We start from the raw sequence: 15,037 nt of genomic DNA, 5'->3' as shown, positions 1-15,037 counted from the left end.
CTGAACGATGTCCGTCCGCCGCCTTGCCCCGAAGGAATTGCAGCCCGCCAGTTTCACGTTTTCGGACGAGAATTTGGCGTGGGCGAAAGCGCAGATCGAAAAATACCCGGCCGGACGCCAGGCCTCGGCGGTGATCGCGATCCTGTGGCGGGTCCAGGAGCAGCATGAGGGCTGGGTTTCGGAAGCGGCGATCCGCGCCGTCGCCGACCTGCTCCATATGCCCTATATCCGCGTGCTCGAGATCGCGACCTTTTACACGATGTTCCAGCTGCAGCCGGTCGGCAAGAAGGCCCATGTGCAGGTCTGCGGCACCACGCCCTGCCGGCTGCGCGGCGCCGGCGACCTGATCGAGGTGTGTCGGCATCGCATCAATCACGAGCCTTTCGAACTTTCGAAGGACGGCAATTTCAGCTGGGAAGAGGTCGAGTGCCTCGGCGCCTGCGTGAACGCGCCGATGGTGCTGATCTGGAAGGATACCTACGAGGATCTGACCAAGGAAAGCTTTGGCAAGGTGCTGGATGGTTTTGCGTCCGGCAATCCGCCGAAGCCGGGGCCGCAGGTCGACCGTCAGTTCTCGGCGCCGGTGGGCGGGCCGACCACGCTGAAGGAAACCACATGAGGCGTGTCACAGTGCAGGCGGACGGGCCGGGGAGGGCCAGCGCGATGAAGAACTGGCGCTACATCGCACTCCACACCGTGGCCGCCGCGGCGTTCATCTTTTTGCTGCAGCGCTACGTGCTGCATGCATCGCTTGAATCCAGTCTGTTGTGGGCGCTGACCCTGGGCGGATGCGCCGCCGGTCTCGCTTACTCGCAGTCCAATCGCTGATCCCGGGAAGTTTTGGTCATGCTCGACGACAAGGACCGCATCTTTAGGAATCTCTACGGCTTCCACGACTGGGGGCTGGAGGGCGCGCGCCGCCGCGGCGCCTGGGACGGCACCAAGGCGATCATCGACAAGGGCCGCGACTGGATCATCAACGAGATGAAAGCCTCAGGCCTTCGCGGCCGCGGCGGGGCGGGTTTTCCGACCGGGCTGAAATGGTCGTTCATGCCGAAGGAATCCACCGACGGCCGCCCGAGCTACCTCGTCGTCAATGCCGACGAGTCCGAGCCCGGCACCTGCAAGGACCGCGAGATCATGCGGCACGATCCGCATTTGCTGGTCGAGGGCTGCCTGCTCGCGAGCTTCGCGATGGGCGCGCATGCCTGCTACATCTATGTCCGCGGCGAATTCATCCGCGAGCGCGAGCACCTGCAGGCCGCGGTCGATCAGGCCTATGAGGCAAAACTGATCGGCAAGGACAATATCAACGGCTGGCCGTTCGACCTCTACGTCGCGCATGGCGCCGGCGCCTATATCTGCGGCGAAGAAACCGCGCTCCTGGAAAGCCTCGAAGGCAAGAAGGGCCAGCCGCGGCTGAAGCCGCCGTTCCCGGCCAATGTCGGCCTCTATGGCTGCCCGACCACCGTCAACAACGTCGAGTCGATCGCAGTGGCCCCGGACATCCTGCGCCGTGGCGCGGCATGGTTCGCGGCCATCGGCCGGCCCAACAATGTCGGCACCAAGCTGTTTTGCATTTCCGGCCATGTCGAGCGCCCCTGCAATGTCGAAGAGGCGATGGGGATTCCGTTCCGCGAATTGATCGAGCGCCATTGCGGCGGCATCCGCGGCGGCTGGGACAATCTCAAGGCCGTGATCCCCGGCGGCTCGTCGGTGCGCATGGTGCCGGCCGAGCAAATCATCGATACCCCGATGGATTTCGACAGCCTCGGCAAGCTGCGTTCCGGCCTCGGCACCGCCGCCGTGATCGTGATGGACAAATCGACCGATTTGATCCGGGCGATCGCGCGGATTTCCTATTTCTACAAGCATGAGAGCTGCGGCCAGTGCACGCCCTGCCGCGAGGGCACGGGCTGGATGTGGCGGGTGTTGACCCGGATGGCCGATGGCCGCGCCCACAAGCGCGAGATCGACATGCTGCTGGAGGTCACAAAGCAGGTCGAGGGCCACACCATTTGCGCGCTCGGCGACGCCGCGGCGTGGCCGATCCAGGGCCTGATCGCGCATTTCCGTCATGAGATCGAGGCGCGCATCGACCAATATTCGCACAAGGCCGATATCGACGATGTCGGCGTCCGCGATCCCGTCAACATGGTCGCGGCGGAGTAGGGCGATGACAGATCAACCGGACAGCATCGCGCTGGCAATGTTGCGCAAGATCGATCAGCGCACCGAGCGGATGGCAGAGGACCTACAGGACTTGAAGGTCCGTGTCACTGGCGTCGAAGAAGGCTTGGCCGGTGTCAACCGGGGGCTGGATCGTCTGGAGCACCGCATGGAACGGATCGAAAAGCGTCTCGAATTGTCAGACTTGCCGCACTGAGATGATGAAACCGATGTCGCAACCGAGCTTCTGGTGGCAGAGATACGGGACGCTGGCGCAGATGGCGCAGGCGACCGTGGCGCTGCTCGGCTTTGTTGCGATCCTGTTCCAGATCAACGAGATCCGCTCCAACAACCGCGCCGCCAGCGCGAGGGCCGCGTTTCTGGGCTATACCGATCTCGCCTTCAAGAATCCGAAATTCTCGGCTCCGGACTTCGATACGATCAAGGCCGGCGGCCGCGACGAGCGGGTTCAATACGAGAGCTTCGTTTCGTATTTTCTGTATGCCTGCGAGGAGACTATTGCAGCTTTCGCCGACAAGCGCGAATGGCAGGCCTCGTGCGATTACGACCTGAAGCCGCATCTGCCGTTCCTCTGCGAGAAGAACCAGGCGCAGCCCGCTTATCTCGCGACCTACGGCGCCGAAATCCAGCAATGGGTGAGGACGTCGATGAAGACCGCCAGCGTTACTCCACCAGATTGCAAGCTGGGAAAGACTTGAGACAGCAATGACCAAACTCATCGTCGATGGCAAAGAGATCGATGTCCCCGCGGAATACACGCTGCTGCAGGCCTGCGAGGCTGCCGGCGCCGAAATCCCGCGCTTCTGCTACCACGAGCGGCTGTCGATCGCCGGCAATTGCCGGATGTGCCTGGTTGAAGTGAAGGGCGGCCCGAAGCCGGTCGCAAGCTGCGCCTGGGCCGTGCGCGACTGCCGTCCCGGTCCCAAGGGCGAGCCGCCGGAAATCTCGACGCGTTCGCCGATGGTGAAGAAGGCGCGCGAAGGCGTGATGGAATTTTTGCTGATCAACCATCCGCTGGATTGCCCGATCTGCGACCAGGGCGGCGAGTGCGACCTGCAGGACCAGGCGATGGGCTACGGCGTCGACACCAGCCGCTTTGCCGAGAACAAGCGCGCGGTCGAAGACAAATATCTGGGCGCGCTGGTCAAGACCTCGATGAACCGCTGCATCCAGTGCACGCGCTGCGTCCGCTTCTCTGCCGAAGTCTGCGGCGCGCCGGAAATGGGCGCGACCGGCCGCGGCGAGGATATGGAGATAACGACCTACCTGGAATCGGCGCTGACCTCGGAACTGCAGGGCAATCTGGTCGATATCTGTCCGGTCGGCGCGCTGACCTCGAAGCCCTACGCGTTCGCGGCGCGGCCCTGGGAACTCGGCAAGACCCAATCGATCGACGTCATGGACGGCGTCGGCTCGGCGATCCGGGTCGATACCCGCGGCCGCGAGGTGATGCGCATCCTGCCGCGTATCAACGAAGCCGTGAACGAGGAGTGGATTTCCGACAAGACCCGCCACGTCGTTGACGGCCTGCGCACGCAGCGGCTCGACCGCCCCTATATCCGCGAGAACGGCCAGCTCCGCGCCGCGTCGTGGTCCGAAGCCTTTGCCGCGATCGCGGCCAAGGCTGCGCGCACCGACGGCAAGCGGTTGGGGGCCATCGCCGGCGATCTCGCCGCGGTGGAGGAGATGTTCGCGCTGAAGGATCTGCTGGCGAAATACGGCTCGTCCAACCTCGCGGTGCAGGGCGCCGACGCCTTCGACGCCAAAGCCGGTCGCGCGTCCTACATCTTCAATCCGACCATCGCCGGCATCGATCAGGCCGACGCGCTCCTGATCGTGGGCTCGAACCCGCGCAAGGAAGCCGCCGTTCTCAACGCGCGGATCCGCAAGCGCTGGCGCACGGGTCAGCTCAAGATCGGCGTGATCGGCGCCAAGGCCGACCTCACCTATGATTACACCTATCTCGGCGCGGGCACGGATTCGCTCGGCGAGCTCGCGGCCGGCAAGAATGCCTTCGCGGACGTGCTCAAGAACGCAAAGCATCCGATCGTGCTGGTCGGCGCCGGCGCCTACGGGCGGCACGACGGTGCGGCGGTGCTGGCGCTCGCGGCAAAACTCGCCGTCGATTTTGGCGCACTCAAAGACGGCTGGAACGGCTTTGCGGTGCTGCAGGATACGGCTTCACGCGCGGGCGCGCTCGATATCGGCTTTGCCGCCGGGGCGGGCGGCCTGAACTCGGCGCAGATGACCACGTTCGGTATGCTCGATGTGCTGTTCCTGCTCGGCGCCGACGACATCAGGGCACCCGATGGTACCTTCGTCGTTTATATCGGCACCCATGGCGATCACGGCGCGCATCGCGCCGATGTGATCCTGCCGGGCGCGGCCTATACCGAAAAGTCCGGCATCTACGTCAACACCGAGGGCAGGGCGCAGATCGCCAGCCGCGCCGCGTTCCCGCCCGGCGAGGCCCGCGAGGACTGGGCGATCGTCCGCGCACTGTCGGACGTGCTCGGCAAGAAGCTGCCATACGACTCGCTGCAGGCGGTGCGCCAGGCGATCTCCAGGACTGCGCCGCACCTGATGCGGATCGACCAGATCGAGGCCGGCAAGCCCGAAGATATCAGGGCGCTGGCGGCCAAGGGCGGCAGCCTCGACAAGACGCCGTTCAAGACACGGATCGAGGATTTTTACCTGACCAACCCGATCGCGCGCGCATCGGCGGTGATGGCGGAATGTTCCCGGCTGGCGTCCGGGCAAATGCTGACGGCAGCGGAGTGAGCGTGACCTGATGGCTGAATTCTTCGCAAGCTCGTTCTGGACCGGCTTTCTCTGGCCGCTGATCATCATGGTCGCGCAGAGCCTGCTGCTGCTCGTGCTGCTCCTGATCGCGATCGCCTACATCCTGCTCGCCGACCGCAAGATCTGGGCGGCGGTACAAATCCGTCGCGGCCCCAACGTCGTCGGTCCCTGGGGCCTGCTGCAATCCTTCGCCGACCTCTTGAAGTTCGTGCTGAAGGAACCGGTCATTCCCTCCGGCTCCAACAAGGGCGTGTTCCTGCTGGCGCCTCTGGTCTCGTGTGTGCTGGCGCTGGCGGCCTGGGCCGTGATCCCGATGAGTCTCGGCTGGGTAATCGCAGACATCAATGTCGGCGTGCTCTATATCTTTGCGATCTCGTCGCTGTCGATCTACGGCATCATCATGGCCGGCTGGTCGTCGAACTCGAAATATCCGTTCCTGGCAGCGCTTCGCTCCGCGGCGCAGATGGTGTCCTACGAAGTCTCGATCGGTTTTGTGATCATCACGGTGCTCTTGTGCGCGGGCTCGCTCAATCTGTCGAGCGTGGTCGAGGCGCAGAATACGCATGGGTTCGGCAGCCTGATCGGCCTGCCTCAGCTGACCATCCTGAACTGGTATGTGTGGCCGCTGTTCCCGATGTTCGTGGTGTTCTACGTCTCGGCGCTGGCGGAAACCAACCGGCCGCCGTTCGACCTCGTGGAAGCCGAATCCGAACTGGTTGCGGGCTTCATGACCGAATACGGCTCGACGCCCTATTTGCTGTTCATGCTCGGCGAATATGTCGCGATCACCACGATGTGCGCGCTGGCGACGATCATGTTCCTCGGCGGCTGGCTGCCGCCGGTCGCGCTGCCCCCGTTCACCTGGGTGCCCGGAATCATCTGGTTCGTGCTCAAGGTGTTCTTCATGTTCTTCTTGTTTGCGATGGCGAAGGCGATCGTGCCGCGCTATCGCTACGATCAACTGATGCGGCTCGGCTGGAAGGTGTTCCTGCCGATGTCGCTGGCGATGGTGGTGATTGTGGCCGGCGTGCTGCAATTCGCCGGCATCGCGCCGAAGTGAGGTCGCCATGAGTGTCAATATCAACGCAACCGCCCGCTCGCTTCTGCTGTCCGAATTCGTGTCGGCGTTCATCCTCGCCATGCGCTATTTCTTCAAGCCAAAGCCGACGCTGAATTATCCCTTCGAGAAGGGGCCGATCTCGCCGCGCTTCCGCGGCGAGCATGCGCTGCGCCGCTATCCGAACGGCGAAGAACGCTGCATCGCCTGCAAGCTGTGCGAGGCGATCTGCCCGGCGCAGGCGATTACCATCGAGGCCGGTCCGCGCCGCAACGACGGCACCCGCCGCACCGTTCGCTACGACATCGACATGGTGAAATGCATCTATTGCGGCCTGTGCCAGGAAGCCTGCCCGGTCGACGCTATCGTCGAGGGACCGAATTTCGAATTCGCGACCGAGACCCGCGAGGAACTCTACTATGACAAGGCGAAACTGCTCGCCAACGGCGACCGCTGGGAGCGCGAGCTTGCGAAATCCATCGAACTCGACGCGCCGTACCGGTAAGGGGACGACATGATCTTTCCCGCGCTGTTCTTCTATCTGTTTGCCGGCGTCTGTGTGGCGTCGGCCGTGATGGTGATTGTGTCGCGCAATCCCGTGCACTCCGTGCTGTTTTTGATCCTGGCCTTCGTCAACGCCTCCGGCCTGTTCATCCTGATGGGCGCCGAGTTCCTGGCGATGATCCTGGTGATCGTCTATGTCGGCGCGGTCGCGACGCTGTTCCTGTTCGTGATCATGATGCTGGATGTCGATTTCACCGAACTGCGCTCGGGCTTTCTGGAATATCTGCCGATTGGTCTCGTGATCGCCGCGATCTTCCTTGCCGAACTGCTGCTGGTCGGCGGCAGCTGGGTCATCAATCCCGGCACCGCCAAATCGATCACGGCCGCGATCCCGACCAATGTCAGCAACACCGAGGCGCTCGGCCTCGTGCTGTATACGAAGTACATCCATTACTTCCAGATCGCCGGCATGGTGCTGCTGGTGGCGATGATCGGCGCCATCGTGCTGACGCTGCGCCACAAGGCGAACGTCAAGCGGCAGGACATCAACGTGCAGAACGCGCGGACGCCGGAACTGGCGATGAGCGTGCGCAAGGTGGCCTCCGGCCAGGGCCTGCAGGACGCGGACGCGGCGGAGTGGGTGCAATGACGATCGGTCTCGGACACTATCTGTCGGTCGGCGCGATCCTGTTTACGCTCGGCATCCTCGGCATCTTCCTCAACCGCAAGAACATCATCGTCATCCTGATGTCGATCGAACTGATCCTGCTGGCCGTGAACATCAATCTGGTGGCGTTCTCGACCTTCCTCGGCGACATCGTCGGTCAGGTCTTCGCGCTGCTGGTGCTGACGGTGGCCGCGGCGGAAGCGGCGATCGGTCTGGCGGTTCTGGTGGTGTATTACCGCAACCGCGGTTCGATCGCGGTTGAAGACGTCAATCTGATGAAGGGCTAGGCAGCGCTATGGTTCAGGCAATTGTTTTCCTGCCGCTGCTCGGCGCCATTCTCGCGGGGCTGATTTCGATCTTCGGGGCGCATGCGCGCAACCCGGGCGGGGATATGGTCGAGCATCACGACGACGCGCATGGGGCAGACAGCCATGCGTCGGCGGCCCATGGCGATGACGATCACGGCCACGGCGACCACCACGTCTCCGAGCCGGCGGCGGCGGGCTCGCGCGCGGCCGAACTGATCACCACGGGCCTGCTGCTGGTGGCCGCCGGTCTGTCCTGGGTCACGCTGGTCGATGTCGGCTTCATGCACCATGATGCCCGGATCGCGCTGTTCCCGTGGATCAGTTCGGGCGATTTGCAGGTCGCCTGGTCGCTGCGGGTGGATACGCTGACCGCCGTGATGCTGGTGGTGGTCAATACCATTTCGTCGCTCGTGCACCTCTATTCGATCGGCTACATGGACGAGGATCCGTACCGGCCGCGCTTCTTCAGTTATCTGTCGCTGTTCACCTTCGCGATGCTGATGCTGGTGACTGCCGATAATCTGGTGCAGCTGTTTTTCGGCTGGGAGGGCGTCGGCCTCATGAGCTACCTGCTGATCGGCTTCTGGTATCAGAAGCCCTCGGCGAACGCGGCGGCGATCAAGGCTTTCGTGGTCAACCGGGTCGGCGATTTCGGATTTCTGCTCGGCATCTTTTCGATCTTCATGCTGATCGGCTCGATTGACTTCGAGACGATTTTTGCGGGCGCGCCGGGGCTGTCCGGCAAGACCATCGATTTCTTCGGCTGGCACGCCGACGCGCTGACGCTGACCTGCCTGTTGCTGTTCATGGGCGCGATGGGCAAATCGGCCCAGTTCCTGCTGCACACCTGGTTGCCGGACGCGATGGAAGGCCCAACCCCGGTCTCGGCGCTGATCCACGCCGCGACCATGGTGACCGCCGGCGTGTTCATGGTGGCGCGGTTGTCGCCGCTGTTTGAACTCGCACCCAATGCGCAGGCCGTGGTGATGTTCTTCGGCGCCACCACCGCGTTCTTTGCCGCGACCGTGGGCCTCGTGCAGAACGATATCAAGCGCATCGTCGCCTACTCGACCTGTTCGCAGCTCGGTTACATGTTCGTGGCGATGGGGGCAGGGGCCTATTCGGTCGGCATGTTCCACCTCTTCACGCACGCCTTCTTCAAGGCGTTGTTGTTCCTGGGCTCCGGCTCGGTGATCTACGCGATGCATCACGAACAGGACATCCGCAATATGGGTGGGCTGTGGCGCAAGATTCCCTACACCTTCGCGGTGATGTGCATCGGCACACTGGCGCTGACCGGCTTTCCGTTGTTTGCGGGCTACTTCTCCAAGGATGCGATCATCGAATCCGCCTATGCGGCGCATAATCCGTTCGCGACCTATGCCTATCTGCTGACGGTCGGGGCGGCGGGCCTTACCTCGTTCTATTCGTGGCGTTTGATCTTCAAGACCTTCTTCGGCGAGCCGCACGATCCCGAGCACTACGAGGCGGCGCATGAGAGCCCGCTGTGGATGCTGATCCCGATCGGCGTCCTGGCGGCGGGATCGATCCTGGCTGGCCTCCCGTTCAAGGAATTGTTCGCCGGCCATGGCGTCGAGGAATTCTTCCGGGAGTCCGTGAAGATGAACCCGCACATTCTGGAAGACATGGAGAATATGCCGCGCTGGCTCGTGCCGCTGCCAACCGTTATGATGGCGCTGGGTGCGGTGATCTCCTACATCTTCTATATCAGCCGGCCGTATTTGCCGGTCGAGCTCGCTCGACAGCACCCGATGCTCTACCAGTTCCTGCTCAACAAATGGTATTTCGACGAGCTGTATGACTTCATCTTCGTGGGTCCGGCCAAGCGGATCGGCCGCTTCCTGTGGAAGAAGGGCGATGGCTACATCATCGACGGCTTCGGTCCCGACGGCGTATCGGCGCGGGTGCTCGACATCACCCGCAACGTCGTGAAGATCCAGACCGGCTATCTCTATCACTACGCCTTTGCGATGCTGATCGGGGTCGCCGGATTAATCACCTGGTTCATGTTCGGCTTGGGAGGCCAGTGATGACAACCTGGCCCATTCTCTCCGTCGTCACCTTCCTGCCGGTCCTCGGCGCGCTGGTGATCTATCTCAGCCGCGGCGACGATGAGGCAGCGCAGCGCAACTCGCGCTGGATCGCGCTGTGGACCACGCTGGTCACGTTTGCGGTGTCGCTGATTCTGGTCTGGCGCTTCGATCCCGCACAGCCGGACTTCCAGTTCGTCGAGAAGGCGTCGTGGCTCGCGAGCGGCATCACCTACCACATGGGCGTCGACGGCATTTCGCTGCCGTTCGTGATCCTGACCACCGCCTTGATGCCGTTCTGCATCATCGCGAGCTGGAAATCGGTCACGATGCGCGTGCGCGAATATATGATGGCGTTCCTGCTGCTGGAAACGCTGATGGTCGGCACTTTCTCCGCGCTCGACCTGATGCTGTTCTACCTGTTCTTCGAGGGCGGCCTGATTCCGATGTTCCTGATCATCGGGGTGTGGGGCGGCCCGCGCCGGGTCTATGCGTCCTTCAAGTTCTTCCTCTACACGCTGCTCGGCTCGGTGCTGATGCTGCTGGCGATCATGGCGCTGTACTGGAACGCCGGCACGACAGACATTCCGACGCTGATGCACACCGCCGTGCCGCGTTCGCTGCAGACCTGGGCATGGCTGGCGTTCTTTGCCTCCTTTGCGGTGAAGATGCCGATGTGGCCGGTGCACACCTGGCTGCCGGACGCGCATGTGGAAGCGCCGACCGCGGGCTCGGTGATCCTGGCCGCGATCCTGCTGAAGATGGGCGGCTACGGCTTCCTGCGCTTCTCGCTGCCGATGTTCCCGCTGGCCTCGCACGACTTCGCGCCGCTGATCTTCTCGCTGTCGGTGATTGCTATCATCTACACCTCGCTGGTGGCCTTGATGCAGGAAGACATCAAGAAGCTGATCGCCTATTCGTCGGTCGCCCATATGGGATTCGTCACCATGGGCATCTTCGCCGGCACCACGCAGGGCGTGGCCGGCGGCGTGTTCCAGATGGTGTCGCACGGCATCGTGTCGGGCGCGCTGTTCCTTTGCGTCGGCATCGTCTACGACCGCATGCATACCCGCGAGATCACCGCCTATGGCGGGCTGGTCAACCGGATGCCGCTCTACGCGCTGGTGTTCATGGTCTTCACCATGGCCAATGTCGGATTGCCGGGCACATCCGGCTTCGTCGGCGAATTCATGACGCTGATCGGCACCTTCAAGGTCTCGATCCCGACCGCCACCTTCGCCACAACAGGCGTGATCCTGTCGGCGGCCTATGCTCTCTGGCTCTACCGCAAGGTGGTGTTCGGCGCGCTGACCAAACCGTCGCTGGCGAGCATCAAGGATCTGACATTCCGCGAAAGCCTGACGCTGCTCCCGCTGGTGGCGCTCACCATCCTGTTCGGCGTCTATCCGAAGCCGGTGCTCGACATGTCGGCGGCCTCGGTTCAGCAACTGGTAAACAATTACAACACCGCCGTGACTGCCGTGAAGGCAGCCGCGCTGGTCGTGCAATAAGGCGTCGCCATGAGCTTTTCGAGTGCAGGTTATCAGTTGCAGCCGGTGCTGCCGGAGCTGGTGCTCGCGGTCGGCGCCATGGTGCTGTTGATGATCGGTGCCTATCGCGGGCACGGGACGACAAGGCTCGTCACCACGCTGGCGGTATGCCTTTTGGTCGCGACCGGCGCATTGGAATTGCTGTTGCCGGCCGGCAAGCTCACGACCTTCGGCGGCAGTTTCATCGTCGACGATTTCGCCCGCTTCCTGAAGGTCCTGGCGTTGATCGGCTCGGCGGCGACGCTGATCCTGTCGGCGGAATTCCTGTCCGATCCGTCGCGGCGCATCTTCGAATATTCGATCCTGGTCGTGCTCTCCACGCTCGGCATGATGGTGCTGATTTCGGCCGGCGACCTGATCATGCTCTATCTCGGCCTGGAGCTGATGAGCCTTGCGCTCTACGTGGTCGCCGCCAGCAACCGCGACAATGCCAAGTCTACCGAGGCGGGCCTGAAATATTTCGTCCTCGGCGCGCTGTCGTCGGGCATGCTGCTGTACGGCGCTTCGCTGATCTACGGCTTTACCGGCACCGTCAGTTTTGCCGGGATTGCGGCCGTGGCGAAGACCGGCGACGTCGGCATCGTGTTCGGCATCGTGTTCCTGCTGGCGGGGCTTTGCTTCAAGGTTTCCGCGGTGCCGTTCCACATGTGGACGCCCGACGTCTATGAGGGCGCGCCGACGCCGGTCACCGCGTTCTTTGCTTCCGCGCCAAAGGTCGCGGCCCTTGCGGTGTTCACCCGCGTCACGCTGACGGCATTCCCCGGCATCGTTCCGCAGTGGCAGCAGATCATCGTGTTCGTGGCCATCGCCTCGATGGCGCTGGGATCGTTCGCGGCGATCGGGCAGACGAACATCAAGCGCCTGATGGCCTATTCCTCGATCGGCCATATGGGTTTTGCGCTGGTCGGGCTCGCCTCCGGGACCGTCGAGGGCGCGCAGGGTGTGCTGGTCTATATCGCGATCTATGTCGCGATGACGCTCGGCACCTTCGCCGTGATCCTGACCATGAAGCGCAACGGCCAGGCGGTCGAGCAGATCAGCGATTTCGCAGGCCTCTCGCGCACCAATCCGCTGCTCGCCTTCTTCTTTGCGATGCTGCTGTTTTCGCTCGCGGGTGTGCCGCCGCTCGCCGGCTTCTTTGCCAAATGGTACGTCTTCGTCGCCGCGATCAAGGCGGGCCTGTTCACGCTCGCCGTCATCGGCGTCCTGACCTCCGTGGTTGGCGCCTACTACTACCTCAGCATCATCAAGGTGATGTATTTCGAGGAGCCGCTGCCGGCACTCGATCCGATGCGCATCGAGCTGCGCACGGTGCTGGCGGTTGCGGGTCTCTTCAACATCTTCTTCTTCGTCTATCCGGCGCCGCTTGTCAGCGTGGCGACGGCCGCAGCCAAATCGCTTTTTTAGATGGCCTTTTCGCTCGGTTCTCGAGCCCAATCGGCGGGTTATCATCTTGCCGCCTTCGACCAGATCGGTTCGACCAACGCGGAAGCGATGTCGCGCGCGCGCGAAGGCGAGCGGGGCCCGATGTGGTTCGTCACTTCCGAGCAGACCGCGGGACGCGGACGGCGGCAGCGGGCCTGGATCGCGCCGCGCGGCAATCTCGCCAGCAGCATTCTCGAGGTGTTGGACGTATCGCCGGCGGTCGCGGCGACCCTCGGCTTTGCCGCGGGGCTGGCGCTGGAGACCGCGCTGCAGAAGGTCAGCATCGAGGCCGCGCTGCGGATGGGCGGATCGGACCAGCTTAAATTCTCGCTGAAATGGCCGAACGATGTGCTGGCCGGGCGGCAAAAGCTGTCCGGCATCCTGCTCGAGGCCGAAGCCGTCGCGGGCGATCGTTTGGCGGTCGTGGTCGGGATCGGCACCAATGTCATCGCCGCCCCCGAGGGCACGCCCACGCCGGCGACCTCGCTGGCCGCGCTCGGCGTCCATATCAGCGCCGAGGAGCTGTTCTCGGCGCTGTCGGACGCCTGGGTCGAATTCCGCGGTATCTGGGACAATGGCCGCGGCTTTGCGGAAATCCGCACCCTGTGGCTGGCGCGCGCCGCCGGGCTTGGCGAGCGGGTCGCGATCCAGACCGGCGGCCAGACCGTCGAAGGGACCTTCGACACCATCGATGAAACCGGATGCCTGATCGTCCGGACACAGGAAGGCAAGCGCATGCCGATCGCCGCAGGCGAGGTATATTTTGGCTCAGCAGCCTCCGTGGGAGCAGCCTGATGGCGCGGCCGGATGAATTGACCTTTGCGCCGCTCGGCGGCGTCGGCGAGATCGGCATGAACCTGTCGATCTATGGCCTCGGCAACCGGCATCAGCGCGCCTGGCTCGCGGTCGATCTTGGGGTCTCCTTCGGCGACGAGGAACATCTGCCGGGCATCGACTTGATCATGCCCGACATCCGCTTCCTGGAAAAGGAGCGCAAGAATCTGGTCGGCCTGGTGCTGACGCACGCCCACGAAGACCATTTCGGCGCCATTATAGATCTCTGGCCGAAGCTGCAATGCAAGATCTACGCGACCAAGTTCAGCGCCGCTTTGTTCGAGGCCAAATGCGCCGCCGAGCGCAACGCGCCCAAGATTCCCGTCACCGTGGTGCCGTCGGGCGGCCGCATCGACCTCGGCCCGTTCAATGTCGAATTCATCCCGGTCGCGCATTCGATTCCGGAATCGCATGCGCTGGCAATCCACACCTCCGCCGGCACCGTGCTGCACACCGGCGACTGGAAGATCGATCCGACGCCGATCATCGGCTTGCCGACCGACGAGCGGCGCCTGCGCGAGCTCGGTGATACCGGCGTGCTGGCGCTGATCGGCGATTCCACCAATGCGGTGCGGGAAGGGCGCTCGCCCTCGGAGACCGAGGTCGCCGCCACCATCACGAAGCTGGTGAAGGCCGCCAAGGGCCGGGTCGCCGTCACCACTTTTGCTTCCAACGTCGCTCGCCTGAAGGCGGTGGCGGATGCCGCGAGAGCCGCCGATCGTGAAGTGGTCGTGGTCGGCCGCGCCATGGAGCGCGTGGTGCAGGTTGCCCGCGAGACCGGCCATCTCGATGGCGTGCAGAATTTTCGCGGGGCCGACCTTTACGGCCATTTTCCGCCCGACAAGGTGCTGGCGCTCTGTACCGGAAGCCAGGGCGAGCCGCGCGCGGCGCTGGCCCGGATCGCCAATGACGACCATCCGCAGGTGACCCTGAACAGGGGCGACAGCGTGATCTTTTCCTCGCGCACCATCCCCGGCAACGAGAAGGCGGTCGGCGCCATCATCAATGGTCTGGTCAGCCAGGGTATCGAGGTCATCACCGACCGCACCGATCTCGTCCACGTCTCCGGCCATCCGCGCCGCGACGAGCTGCGCGACATGATTTCGTGGGTGCGGCCGCAGCTTCTGATTCCCGTGCATGGCGAGGCGCTGCATCTGTCGGAGCACGCCAAGCTGGCGCGCGCGGCCGGTGTGCCAAAAGTCCTGATTTGCCGCAACGGCGACCTGGTCAAGCTCGGACCCGGCGATCCCGGCATCATCGACGAACTGCCTTCGGGGCGGCTCTACAAGGACGGCTCCATCCTGGAGGACTCCAAGTCGCGGGCGGTGGTGGAGCGGCGCAAACTGGCCTTTGCCGGCTGTGCCTTTGTCGCCATCGCCATCACCGAAAAGGGCGAACTGGTTGACGATCCCGAGGTTGATCTCGTCGGCATCCCCGAGAAGAATGCCGCCGGCGAGGTCATCGACGAGATCGTGTTCGACGCCGTGGTCTCGACGGTCGAGGGCCTGCCGCGGGCGCGGCGGCGCGATCCCGATGCGATGGCGGAATCGGTGCGCCGTGCGGTCCGCGCCACCATCAACGAGCACTGGGGCAAGAAGCCGCTGTGCGTCGTTCATGTTCTGACGGTTTAGCGCGTGTTCCGCAAAAGT

At 63.5% G+C, this 15,037-nt stretch carries 15 protein-coding genes; all 15 read left to right on the top strand.

The annotated features are described in order from the left end of the window. Positions 1 to 7 precede the first annotated feature (7 nt). From nuoE to V1289_RS47835, 15 genes are read left to right on the top strand one after another with little or no spacing between them, the layout of a single operon-like run. Entirely contained in the window at positions 8 to 619 is a 612-nt protein-coding gene (gene nuoE, locus V1289_RS47905) for an NADH-quinone oxidoreductase subunit NuoE (protein WP_334406748.1), read from the top strand. Continuing rightward, positions 616 to 828, top strand: coding sequence for a hypothetical protein (locus V1289_RS47900; protein ID WP_309177282.1), 213 nt, complete (start codon positions 616 to 618; stop codon positions 826 to 828). Before nuoE ends, V1289_RS47900 begins: the two co-directional genes overlap by 4 nt. Before the next feature lie 18 nt (positions 829 to 846). Next, entirely contained in the window at positions 847 to 2,172 is a 1,326-nt protein-coding gene (nuoF, locus tag V1289_RS47895) for an NADH-quinone oxidoreductase subunit NuoF (protein ID WP_334406746.1), read from the top strand. 4 nt (positions 2,173 to 2,176) lie between these two features. After that, positions 2,177 to 2,386, top strand: coding sequence for a hypothetical protein (locus V1289_RS47890; protein WP_334406744.1), 210 nt, complete (start codon positions 2,177 to 2,179; stop codon positions 2,384 to 2,386). A 13-nt stretch (positions 2,387 to 2,399) separates the two neighbouring features. Next, complete coding sequence (locus tag V1289_RS47885) at positions 2,400 to 2,888, top strand: hypothetical protein (protein ID WP_334406742.1); 489 nt, start codon at positions 2,400 to 2,402, stop codon at positions 2,886 to 2,888. Positions 2,889 to 2,895: 7 nt separating this feature from the next. Next, positions 2,896 to 4,971, top strand: coding sequence for an NADH-quinone oxidoreductase subunit NuoG (gene nuoG, locus V1289_RS47880; RefSeq protein ID WP_334406739.1), 2,076 nt, complete (start codon positions 2,896 to 2,898; stop codon positions 4,969 to 4,971). Between the two features lie 10 nt (positions 4,972 to 4,981). Next, on the top strand, positions 4,982 to 6,052 hold the full coding sequence (nuoH, locus tag V1289_RS47875) for an NADH-quinone oxidoreductase subunit NuoH (RefSeq protein WP_334406737.1): 1,071 nt from the start codon (positions 4,982 to 4,984) through the stop codon (positions 6,050 to 6,052). Between the two features lie 7 nt (positions 6,053 to 6,059). After that, entirely contained in the window at positions 6,060 to 6,554 is a 495-nt protein-coding gene (gene nuoI, locus V1289_RS47870; RefSeq protein ID WP_074276492.1) for an NADH-quinone oxidoreductase subunit NuoI, read from the top strand. Positions 6,555 to 6,563: 9 nt separating this feature from the next. Continuing rightward, entirely contained in the window at positions 6,564 to 7,202 is a 639-nt protein-coding gene (locus V1289_RS47865; protein ID WP_309177276.1) for an NADH-quinone oxidoreductase subunit J, read from the top strand. Beyond that, positions 7,199 to 7,507: an NADH-quinone oxidoreductase subunit NuoK gene (gene nuoK / locus V1289_RS47860; RefSeq protein ID WP_074276494.1), complete on the top strand. Its 309-nt coding sequence runs from the start codon at positions 7,199 to 7,201 to the stop codon at positions 7,505 to 7,507. The genes V1289_RS47865 and nuoK overlap by 4 nt, the downstream gene beginning before the upstream one ends. Positions 7,508 to 7,515: 8 nt before the next feature. Continuing rightward, a complete protein-coding gene (gene nuoL / locus V1289_RS47855) occupies positions 7,516 to 9,579 on the top strand; it encodes an NADH-quinone oxidoreductase subunit L (RefSeq protein WP_334406733.1) in 2,064 nt (687 codons plus the stop codon). Next, on the top strand, positions 9,579 to 11,090 hold the full coding sequence (locus V1289_RS47850) for an NADH-quinone oxidoreductase subunit M (protein ID WP_334406731.1): 1,512 nt from the start codon (positions 9,579 to 9,581) through the stop codon (positions 11,088 to 11,090). Before nuoL ends, V1289_RS47850 begins: the two co-directional genes overlap by 1 nt. A gap of 9 nt (positions 11,091 to 11,099) precedes the next feature. Next, the gene (nuoN, locus tag V1289_RS47845) at positions 11,100 to 12,536 is read left to right on the top strand and encodes an NADH-quinone oxidoreductase subunit NuoN (RefSeq protein WP_334406729.1); all 1,437 of its coding nucleotides are present in this window, start codon (positions 11,100 to 11,102) and stop codon (positions 12,534 to 12,536) included. Beyond that, positions 12,537 to 13,349 carry a biotin--[acetyl-CoA-carboxylase] ligase gene (locus tag V1289_RS47840; RefSeq protein ID WP_334406727.1) on the top strand — a complete coding sequence of 271 codons (813 nt, stop codon included), beginning with the start codon at positions 12,537 to 12,539 and terminating at the stop codon, positions 13,347 to 13,349. Further along, complete coding sequence (locus V1289_RS47835; protein WP_334406725.1) at positions 13,349 to 15,019, top strand: ribonuclease J; 1,671 nt, start codon at positions 13,349 to 13,351, stop codon at positions 15,017 to 15,019. The genes V1289_RS47840 and V1289_RS47835 overlap by 1 nt, the downstream gene beginning before the upstream one ends. Positions 15,020 to 15,037 lie beyond the last annotated feature (18 nt).

Origin of the sequence: Bradyrhizobium sp. AZCC 2289 (assembly GCF_036924615.1) — a bacterium.
GTDB lineage: Bacteria > Pseudomonadota > Alphaproteobacteria > Rhizobiales > Xanthobacteraceae > Bradyrhizobium.
The sequence above is the reverse complement of the archived record's forward strand: the minus strand, read 5'-3'. Positions and strand labels throughout refer to the sequence as shown.